Here is a 10,415-nt window from a genome sequence, read left to right on the forward strand (position 1 = left end):
TGTCCCAGACTCTTTATTAACCATAGATTATAAGTATAGATAGCAATACCAAAGAAAGATATAATGAGTGTTTTAAATAGCGAACGATATTGATTTAGATTTGTTACAAAATTCTAGAATAGAACTTAAAAGCATCCTCAAACAAGGGGGTATCATAGGCTATCACTAGGAAAGCCTTCCAAAGCGTGATAAACTAAAAAATGATATAAAAGACACAATGTGCAAAGGAGTTACTTGAGTTTGAAACAGATAAAAAAAGCAATCATACCTGCTGCTGGTTTAGGGACACGATTCTTACCAGCCACTAAAGCGATGCCGAAAGAAATGCTTCCAATCTTAGATAAACCAACAATTCAATACATAGTGGAAGAGGCTTCACGTGCAGGAATTGAAGATATTATCATCGTAACTGGTAAACATAAACGCGCAATTGAAGATCACTTTGACAACCAAAAAGAATTAGAAATGGTTCTTGAAGCCAAAGGTAAAGATGAGTTACTAGAGAAAGTACAATATTCAACAGACTTAGCAAACATCTTCTACGTTCGACAAAAAGAACAAAAAGGATTAGGCCATGCGATACATACCGCTCGTCAATTCATAGGGAATGAACCCTTCGCAGTCTTATTAGGTGATGACATCGTTGAATCAGAAACACCTGCAATTAAACAATTGATGAACGTTTATGAAGAAACAGGCCATTCAGTCATTGGTGTTCAAGAAGTGCCAGAGAGTGTTACACATCGATATGGTATTATCGATCCACTTGGAAAAGAAGGACGCCGTTACGAAGTCAAACAATTTGTTGAGAAACCGAAACAAGGTACAGCACCATCGAACCTTGCCATCATGGGTCGTTACATCTTAACACCAGAAATATTTGATTACCTCGAAACACAAAAAGAAGGCGCAGGAAACGAAATTCAACTCACAGATGCGATTGAACGTATGAATAGTGATATTCCTGTATATGCATATGACTTCGACGGTAATCGTTATGATGTTGGCGAGAAATTAGGATTCGTTAAAACAACAATCGAGTATGCCCTGAAAGATCCAAAGATGAAAGATGAACTGGTTCAGTTTATTAAAGAATTAGGATTATAGCCGTAATTGCAAAAGAAGACCCCATAAACACTTAAGTGATCAGCTTAAATGTTTATGGGGTTCAACTTTGATGTATCCCCATACATCACGCTCATATTTCTCTAAAAACGATTCCGCTTCAATTAATACTTAGATAAAGCATCAGAGAGTAAGTATTAATTAAAATCATGTAATAGCTTATTCCTCGAAACACCGATCATAATACATCCTGACATTGAATAAAGAATTATGGGTTCTTCTTTAGATTACGTAATCTAGGCTGTTGATTCATGTTGAGTTGACTGACTTGTCAAACGTATTATGAACAAATATTTCAAAAACTATAAAACCAACTCATCCCAGTTTCCGCTAAGATGAGTTGTCGGGAAATACAATATGTAATGGTTATATTTCCCAGCCTCTTCAAAACCTGTGTGTATTAGATATAAATCTAATACACTTAAATTGTACAATATATTATTCGAATAGAATACCTCTCCCGATATCAAAACTTTAGCTAAAAATATCAAACTTTTTACTTCATTCAAAAAAATATAGAAAAAAAGAAAGAGACCCATCTTACTCTCCAGTTAAGATGAACCTCTAACGAATTTTATCAATTAAGGACTTCATATCCTCGTACATCAGATCGATCTAATGTAAGTTAATTATAAACCAAACATTAAGGTATACGTTATCAAAAAATGGACTGAAAGTATCAATAAATTGTTGAGTTATCATTATGTAATATGATTTCAAAATTATAATTTAAAAAGATTGATATAAATTTTGAAAAACAAATGTGAACTTTAAATTAGAGCATTGATGATCATATAAGTTTTGATAAAATTATAATTAATAAAAGTAAAAGGTGTGGGTGTTTTCTATGAAAAAGGTTATAAATGTTGTTGGTGCAATAATTTATTCAGAGGATAAAGTTTTATGTGCACAACGTAGTGAGAATATGTCATTACCATTAATGTGGGAATTTCCAGGTGGCAAAATTGAGTCTGGAGAATCAGAAAAAGAAGCATTAATCAGAGAAATAAAAGAAGAAATGAAATGTGATTTAGTAGTTGGAGAAAAAGTGACTACAACAGAACATGAATATGAGTTTGGTATTGTAAAATTAACGACATTTAAATGTACCTTAAATAATCAAATGCCGACGTTAACTGAGCACAAAGAGATCAAATGGTTACATACAGATGAATTAAAGGCACTTCAATGGGCGCCAGCAGATATTCCGGCTGTCGAATTGATTTCGACTGGTGAAAAATAATGAATAATAATATTGTAGAAAATTTAAAGCAGTCTTTAAATAAGGGTTTTATAGATAAAAATGTTGTTCATGAAGGCAATCTAAACCCTAAAATATTAATTAATGATAGAAATCAAAATGTATTAACCACGATTTTAAATGAGTTAAATAAATGTAAGGCATTTTATATTTCAGTAGCCTTCATTACTGAAAGTGGGTTAGCGAGTATAAAATCAGTACTCTATGACTTAAACAAAAAGGGCATAAAAGGAAAGCTAATTACATCAAATTATCTAGGATTTAATACGCCAAAGATGTATAAAGAGTTATTGAAGTTAAATAATGTTGAAGTACGTTTAACAGATATTGAAGGTTTTCATGCTAAAGGTTACATTTTTGAGCATGATAACTATTCTTCTATGATTATTGGAAGCTCAAATTTAACATCAACTGCGATGAAAGTAAATTATGAACATAATGTATTGTTATCAACTCATAAAAATGGAGATTTAATATACAACATTAAATATCAATTTGAAGAGTTATGGGGTAATAGTACACCTTTAAATGAGCAATGGATCGAAAACTATGAGCAATCATTTAGTCCAAAACTTTATAAAAACTTATTTGAAATCAATAATGAACAAAACACTTTATTAAATAGATTCGAAAAAACAAATGAAATCAAACCAAATATAATGCAAGAAGAGGCCTTAATGTCTTTAAGTCAATTAAGAGAGACAGGTGAACATAAAGGGTTAGTTATATCAGCTACTGGTACAGGTAAAACTATTCTATGTGCTCTAGATGTGAGAAATTATAGACCTAATAAATTTTTGTTTATTGTTCATAATGAAAGTATCTTAAAGAAAGCGCGTCAAGAATTTATCAAAGTATTTCCTCATGAAAGTCAGCAATCCTTTGGTTTATATACAGGAACTCAAAAAGAAGATACTGCAAAATATGTTTTTGCAACTATTCAATCATTAAGTAGAAATGATAATTATAAAAATTTTGAAAGTGATGAGTTTGATTATATTGTGTTTGATGAAGCACATCGAACTGATGCTAAAACATATCAAATGATTTTCAACTATTTTAAACCTGATTTTATGTTAGGAATGACAGCAACGCCCGAGAGAACAGATGATGGTAACATATTTGAATTATTTGATAATAATATTGCATATGAAATTAGATTACCTAAAGCTTTAGAAAGTAAAATACTTTGTCCGTTTCATTACTATGGAGTGACGGATTACGTACACAACGGAGTAGAAAGTGATGATTTTACAGATTTGAAAGATTTAACCTCTGAAGAGAGAATTAATCATATAGTTGAAAAAGCTGATTATTACGGTTTTTCAGGCGATAAGTTAAGAGGTTTAATATTTGTTAGTAGAAAAGAAGAAGCTATTGAAATAGCAGAAATGCTGACAGCTAGAAATATTCCAAGTAAGTCATTGATTGGTAGTGATAGCCCTAATAAAAGAATGAAAGTAACAAATGAGCTAATTAATGGTGAAATTAATTATATCGTTACAGTCAATTTATTCAATGAAGGTATAGACATACCGGAAGTAAATCAAATTATAATGTTAAGGGGCACGCAGTCTAGTATTATATTTATACAACAGTTAGGTAGAGGATTGAGAAAAAGTTCTGAAAAAGAATATGTTACAATCATAGATTTCATAGGAAACTATAAAAATAATTATCTCATTCCAATAGCATTATCAGACAATCAATCACAAAATAAAAATGCATACCGTCAATTTCTAAGCAACCCTAATCAAATAGAAGGTATATCAACAATTAACTTTGAAGAAATAGCTAAGAAAAAAATCTATGATTCAATCGATAATGCTAAATTAAATAGTGTTAAGATTATTATCGATGCTTTCAAGACAGTCGAAGAGCGAATAGGTCGTATGCCATTGCTCATGGACTTTATTAAACAAAATTCAATTGATCCACAGGTTATATTATCTAAATTTAGCAGTTATCATGAATTTTTGAAAAAATATAACTATACACAATTGGAGCTCTCAGATGATGCAACAAAAAATTTATGTTTCTTATCAAGAGAAATATCACCTGGATTAAAAAATTCGGATTATTTAGTACTTGAATATATAATCAATAAAGGTCAAATAGGTGAAGAAATATATGATGAATTGAATCATCTTAATAATGAGGATATTAACACTTCTTTAAAAATATTAACATTAGAATATTTTGGTCAAGCAGAACATGCGAGATATGGTAGTCCAATTATAACTAAGAATGGAAATAAATATAGTTTGAGCGCTTCATTTAAAAAATATTTGGCAGATATGCAATATCAATTATATGTAGACGATTTAATTAGTTTAGCTAAATATTATAATGAGAAGTTTCAAAATTCAGGGAATGACTTAATCCTTTATAATCAATATTCGAGATTAGATTTTCTAAAATTAGTAAACTGGAGAAATGATGAAAAAAATATGAGTAATAACATTTATGGTTATAGAGTGTTAGATGATCATATTCCAGTATTTATTACATATAAAAAATCTGAAGATATAGAAGATAATATTAAATATGAAGATCATTTTATAAGTCAAGATGAATTAGCTTGGGTTTCAAGAGCAAATGCATCATTAAAAAGTAATGAAATACAAGATATTATTAACCATAAAGAGAAAAATAAAAAAGTTTATATTTTTGTAAAGAAAAGTGATGCTGAAGGAAGACTTCATTATTATTTAGGAGAAGCAGAATACATCCAAGGAACAGCTAAAGAAGAAATTCGAGATATTGGTGATAGAGTAGTAACAATGAATTTTACTATGAAGACATCAATTAGAGATGATATATATAGATATATTGTAGAAGAATAAAATTAACGATCACCATAGTGTAATTAGTCAGATTTTAAATTGCACTATGGTGTCTTTTATTATTTTGAATATATAATAATATATGTAATATACATAATGATTAGAGGGATTCAAGATGATAAAAGATATAAAAAATGTTTTGAATTTGATAAAAATGAAAAATAGTGAGGATGTCAGAACGAATAAAGATTGGGACCTAAGTGACAAGTATTCATCAATTATTGAAGAATTATTGCCCAAACAGCTAGAAAATTTATCTAATAGTAAAGACCTTTTAACTACTGGAAGTGTTGGAAAGGGAAATTATAGTATGGTTCCATGGGTTACTACCTTTAACACTAATATAACTAAAAGCACTCAAAAAGGTTACTACATTGTTTATTTATTTCACCCCGAAGTCAAAGGGGTATATCTCTCTTTAAATCAAGGTTGGAGCGAAATTAAAGAAAAAACTTTGGGTGTGAAAAAAGCTAAAGAAAAAGCACTTGCCCTTTCCAAGTATTTAGCGTCATATCTGGATGATAATAACTTTGAAGTAGGTAGATTTTATTATTCAAATAATAAGGATAGTAAATATGATAAATCGGATTTGCCAAGTGGATATGCTCACGGTTCAATTATTTATAAGTATTATGATTTTGAGACTGAAGTGTATACCGAGGATATGATGGTTTCAGACTACAAAGAAATGATTAAATTACTTAACGGATTAGTAAATAAAATTAATATAAATGAATATAACGCTTTATTATTAAATATTGAGGAAATAGTAACAATAATAGAGACTAAAGAACTTAATGAAAGTATTAATGAAAATAAAAATATTCAAATGTCTCAAATAGATAAACCCAAAGCTTCCACATATGCAAAAAAATATAAGACCTCTACTAAAAAACAAACTGATGACGATATTGAAAAAGCCCATAAAGAAAACAAAATAACGGGGCAAATTGGAGAAAAATTAGCTTATCAATATTTTATGAATTTAATTGAAAAAAATATATCTGATAAAAATTTACAAGAACAATTTATTAATACAATTGATACGTCTATGGGTGAACTGCACGGATATGGATATGACATGACTGCTTTTGATCCTCAAAATTTAGATAGTCCAGTTGAAAAATATATTGAAATTAAAGCCACTAAATCTAAAAAAGAGGATGAACCTTTTTACTTATCATTAAATGAAATATATGCCATGTATGAGAACCCTCAAAAATATTTGATATTCAGAATTATAGGATTAAATAGTAAAACACCTAAGTTTTATATTATTGATCCATATGAAAACTATGATGAATTTGAAAGTGTAGAGGATTTAATAGAGAAAGTTTTTAATGCCGAGTGTATTCAATTTAAAATATTTAATGTTAAACCATGATTTTATATTTTAAATCGTAAAAATTTTAAGTGTTACCATATTAATCAAACTATAGAATATACATCATAGTTAAAAGGGGTAACATAAAAGTATAATTTTCTGAACCTAAGTGCTTTAGCGCATTGGTGAGTAGTTCTAGATAGATAACGTAGCGAAGTTATAAGACTCCTAGCGGAAAAGAAAGTGTCTCAAGACTACAGGCTTGAGCCTTTCCCGCAGGAAAGCGAAATAACTTAAGCAAGTGAATATCTATCTAAGAACTACTTTTATAGTTTTTTCTATATGAAATCGTCGCAATAAAAATAAGCAAATGTTAATACTGGATGCCATGTATATTCCACATACATAAGCACCTTCAATTATTATCATTTTCAAAAAAGTGAACTATTTGTGAAAAGTATCACAAAATACTTTAAAAATTTTTAAAAGGGTGTATGATAAGAATTGTAAGGAATAAGTAATGGGAAGTGATACTGATGAGAAAAGTAATTGAAGAAGTTGTTTTTTCTGATGAAGGCAGTTACGAAATTTATTTGAAAACTGGTGTTAATCAAGGAATGATCGGTGATATTAAAGATGGCTACTTGACTATCGATTCTATTCCGTACATTGATGCAGAACGACTATATTACTATGGACTCGAACGTAAAACACTCGTTACAAATTAATTCAAATTGAATGGCCTCCTATTAACATTCAAGAACCTTATATGCCTTCGTTGGTGAGCAGTCGAAGGCATACCATAAATATACCCCTAATCATTCTGGAATAATGTGTTGAAAAAGGCTGGGACATACTCAAATGTCTCAGCCTTTTTATCATTTTTGCAATAAACGACTGATTTGAAAATGCGCTTAAACCAAGCGTTTATCAAACCTAGTCATCCTTGTTGGGGCAGGACAATGAAATAAATTTTGAGAAAACATTATTTCTGTCCTGCTCCCTTTGCATATTATAAATCTTTGAAATTCTTCTTAACTTCATTGTATTGGTATTCTTGATTATATAACTTGAATTTATAACCTTCTTGACTAGAGAATGGCATTCTTACACGTGGTATTTGGTCCAATTGTGCGATAAATTCTCTTTCTTGGCGTGTGCGTTGTTTCACACTCATATTCATCCATTCGTCCTCACTATATAAATCGATGAAATGGAATGAGAAACTTGTTCTACTCTTTTCAGCGCGTAACGCTTGAATACGTTCTTCAAATGTCATTGCGTCTCCTCCTATCTTTCTATATGCCCAATGATTTAAGTATATACATTAACTTTAATACGTTTTCATAAAGATTACAATTCTTCTCAGTATTTTCATGATAATATTTCCCGGGAACAGTCACGAAGGTTTAATGTATATGAAATAAGGTAATGTATTCAATGAATCTATAGTAAAGGATGAAGTGAAATGACAGAATTAAATGGACGCGTAGCAATTATTACTGGCGCAAGTAGCGGTATTGGTGCAGCAACAGCGAAAGCACTTGTGACACAAGGTGTCAAAGTCGTCTTAGCTGGACGTAATGAAGATAAATTAAACCAAGTCGCACAAACATTAAATGAAGAGGCCGTACACATTGTACCTACAGATGTAACCATTCAAACAGACGTTGATGCATTAGTCGCACAAGCCATCGATAGATTTGGACAGGTCGATATCTTTGTTAACTGTGCAGGTCTTATGCGCTCTTCTAAAATCACAGACTATCAAGTTGACGCATGGGATGCAATGGTGGATACAAATATTAAAGGCCTTCTATATAGTCTGAATGCGATATTACCTAAATTCGAGGCACAAGGATCAGGACATGTTGTGAATTTAGCTTCAATATCTGCGAATGAAGTTTCTAAATCCAGTGCCTTATATAGTGCAACGAAATCTGCCGTACTGATGATTTTTAATGGCTTAGAAAAGGAATTAGCCAAAACAGGTATTAAAACGACAAGCATCTTACCAGGTATGGTGGATACACCAATGACAGAACATAGTGACTTTGGTGGACGTAAGAAACTAGATCCTGAAAACATAGCAGATGCGATAGTTTATGCACTAACACAACCAGCACATGTCAATGTAAACGAAGTGACTGTGCGACCGGTATAACAATAATCATAGGTGTTTCTTGTCATTTGGCAAGAAACACCTTTTTTGTAATCCTTATCGTGATACACTGGTAATGAAGGACGTAGTGGGGGATTATGATTTAAAGGAGTGACGAAGATGGAGGAACGTCTTTATAACTTGTTGGAATTGCTAGTTAGTTACAATACGGAGAGTCCACCGGGACGTAATACCGACCCATTACAAGATGAGATAGAAACATTATTAACACGTTATGGCTTTAGCATTCAACGAGAACAACTGTATAAGAATGATAGTATTATTGTAGCAACGTTAAAGGGTGAGGACCCTGAAGCACCGAAACTCATATTAAATGGACATGTTGATGTAGCGTCAGTCGATGATGATTCGAACTGGCAGTATCCGCCTTTTCAATTAACTGAAAATGAGGGCTGGTTATATGGACGTGGTGTCAGTGATATGAAAGGTGGCATGGCATCGTTATTCTATGTACTTGAACAGTTACATCAAGAAGGACGCCAACCGAAAGGCGATATCATTGTACAGTCTGTCGTAGGCGAAGAAGTTGGCGAAGCAGGTACAAAGCGTGCCTGTGAAATTGGCCCTAAAGCTGATTTAGCACTAGTGTTAGATACCAGTGAGAATATGGCACTTGGTCAAGGTGGCGTAATTACAGGATGGATTACGATTAAGAGTAAGAACACCATTCATGACGGTGCACGTAGTCAGACCATACATGCAGGTGGTGGGTTATTTGGTGCGAGTGCCATTGAAAAAATGGCTAAGATTATTCGTGCATTAAATGAATTAGAACAACATTGGGCAGTGATGAAACATAGTCCAGGAATGCCACCAGGTGCAAATACGATAAATCCAGCTGTCATTGAAGGTGGACGCCATCCTGCATTTATTGCAGATGAATGTCGCTTATGGATTACAGTACATTATTTACCAAATGAACGTTATGAAGACGTTGTCGCAGAAATAGAAGATTACTTGAATCGTGTGGCTGAAGCGGATATTTGGCTACGTGAGAACCCATTACAATTTGAATGGGGCGGCGAATCAATGATTGAAGACAAAGGTGAAATCTTCCCAAGCTTCACAATACCTACAGAACATCCTGGATTTAAACAATTACAATCAGCACATCATCATGTTCATGGCACAGACTTAAAACATGGTATGAGTACGACCGTCACAGATGGTGGTTGGACTGCGCACTTTGGTATTCCTACGATTTTATATGGACCTGGTAGTCTAGAAGAAGCACATAGCGTAGATGAGAAGATTGAAGCATCGGAACTTCAAACTTACAGCGATGTGCTATATCATTTCTTAAATCATTGGTACGATCATCCAGAAAAATAATAGATTTAAGATAATGTGTTTTTCTAAATTGATAAAGTACTATCTGTTTTATAAAACATACTAAGATTAGCTATGAAGAAAACTATGACGATAGATTTCTTCATAGCTTTTTTTATAGTTGTAGAGAGAAGTGGACTGTACGCTCCCTTAAATTTTAAAGTATTATAATTTATATTTTGCATTTAAGAGCTATTAATTTTATTTATAGACATTATATGTCTCTATCATTAGTCAAGTCCAGACTCCTGTGTAAAATGCTATACAATGTTTTTACCATTTCTACTTATCAAAATTGATGTATTTTCTTGAAGTAACATTACATAAATCATGTATGTGCATAATAAC

Annotated in this window: 8 protein-coding genes; 7 read left to right on the plus strand and 1 reads right to left on the minus strand. The window is 31.8% G+C overall.

What is annotated here, in order from left to right; genetic code table 11:
• The first annotated feature begins 240 nt into the window (after nucleotides 1-240).
• From galU to KA858_RS09000, 5 genes are all read left to right on the plus strand, one after another.
• Nucleotides 241-1,107, plus strand: a complete 867-nt coding sequence (gene galU / locus KA858_RS08980) for a UTP--glucose-1-phosphate uridylyltransferase GalU (protein WP_210135486.1) — start codon at nucleotides 241-243, stop codon at nucleotides 1,105-1,107.
• Between the two features lie 865 nt (nucleotides 1,108-1,972).
• Nucleotides 1,973-2,368, plus strand: a complete 396-nt coding sequence (locus KA858_RS08985; RefSeq protein WP_210135487.1) for a (deoxy)nucleoside triphosphate pyrophosphohydrolase — start codon at nucleotides 1,973-1,975, stop codon at nucleotides 2,366-2,368.
• The gene (locus KA858_RS08990) at nucleotides 2,368-5,232 is read left to right on the plus strand and encodes a DEAD/DEAH box helicase (protein WP_210135488.1); all 2,865 of its coding nucleotides are present in this window, start codon (nucleotides 2,368-2,370) and stop codon (nucleotides 5,230-5,232) included. Before KA858_RS08985 ends, KA858_RS08990 begins: the two co-directional genes overlap by 1 nt.
• Nucleotides 5,233-5,347: 115 nt before the next feature.
• Nucleotides 5,348-6,616 carry an MrcB family domain-containing protein gene (locus KA858_RS08995; RefSeq protein WP_210135489.1) on the plus strand — a complete coding sequence of 423 codons (1,269 nt, stop codon included), beginning with the start codon at nucleotides 5,348-5,350 and terminating at the stop codon, nucleotides 6,614-6,616.
• A 476-nt stretch (nucleotides 6,617-7,092) separates the two neighbouring features.
• Nucleotides 7,093-7,284 carry a hypothetical protein gene (locus KA858_RS09000; protein WP_053028767.1) on the plus strand — a complete coding sequence of 64 codons (192 nt, stop codon included), beginning with the start codon at nucleotides 7,093-7,095 and terminating at the stop codon, nucleotides 7,282-7,284.
• A gap of 284 nt (nucleotides 7,285-7,568) precedes the next feature.
• Here KA858_RS09000 and KA858_RS09005 read toward each other — a convergent pair whose 3' ends face one another.
• Nucleotides 7,569-7,835 (minus strand): DUF1413 domain-containing protein, encoded by a 267-nt coding sequence (locus KA858_RS09005; RefSeq protein WP_210135490.1) that lies wholly within the window; start codon nucleotides 7,833-7,835, stop codon nucleotides 7,569-7,571.
• 189 nt (nucleotides 7,836-8,024) lie between these two features.
• Between KA858_RS09005 and KA858_RS09010 the strand changes: the two genes are divergently transcribed.
• Together KA858_RS09010 and KA858_RS09015 are read left to right on the plus strand one after the other, a co-directional pair.
• Nucleotides 8,025-8,720, plus strand: a complete 696-nt coding sequence (locus KA858_RS09010) for an SDR family oxidoreductase (protein ID WP_210135491.1) — start codon at nucleotides 8,025-8,027, stop codon at nucleotides 8,718-8,720.
• A 117-nt stretch (nucleotides 8,721-8,837) separates the two neighbouring features.
• Nucleotides 8,838-10,070 carry an acetylornithine deacetylase gene (locus KA858_RS09015; protein WP_210135492.1) on the plus strand — a complete coding sequence of 411 codons (1,233 nt, stop codon included), beginning with the start codon at nucleotides 8,838-8,840 and terminating at the stop codon, nucleotides 10,068-10,070.
• Nucleotides 10,071-10,415: the final 345 nt, after the last annotated feature.

Source organism: Staphylococcus sp. GDX8P80P, from assembly GCF_017893095.1.
GTDB lineage: Bacteria > Bacillota > Bacilli > Staphylococcales > Staphylococcaceae > Staphylococcus > Staphylococcus borealis.

What these genes read in the sequence shown, in the direction of transcription:
- KA858_RS09010 (WP_210135491.1), top strand. Translation starts at nt 8,025, where the DNA reads ATGACAGAATTAAATGGACGCGTAGCAATTATTACTGGCGCAAGTAGC.
- KA858_RS08990 (WP_210135488.1), top strand. Translation starts at nt 2,368, where the DNA reads ATGAATAATAATATTGTAGAAAATTTAAAGCAGTCTTTAAATAAGGGT.
- KA858_RS09000 (WP_053028767.1), top strand. Translation starts at nt 7,093, where the DNA reads ATGAGAAAAGTAATTGAAGAAGTTGTTTTTTCTGATGAAGGCAGTTAC.
- KA858_RS08995 (WP_210135489.1), top strand. Translation starts at nt 5,348, where the DNA reads ATGATAAAAGATATAAAAAATGTTTTGAATTTGATAAAAATGAAAAAT.
- KA858_RS09015 (WP_210135492.1), top strand. Translation starts at nt 8,838, where the DNA reads ATGGAGGAACGTCTTTATAACTTGTTGGAATTGCTAGTTAGTTACAAT.
- KA858_RS09005 (WP_210135490.1), bottom strand. Translation starts at nt 7,835, where the DNA reads ATGACATTTGAAGAACGTATTCAAGCGTTACGCGCTGAAAAGAGTAGA.
- KA858_RS08985 (WP_210135487.1), top strand. Translation starts at nt 1,973, where the DNA reads ATGAAAAAGGTTATAAATGTTGTTGGTGCAATAATTTATTCAGAGGAT.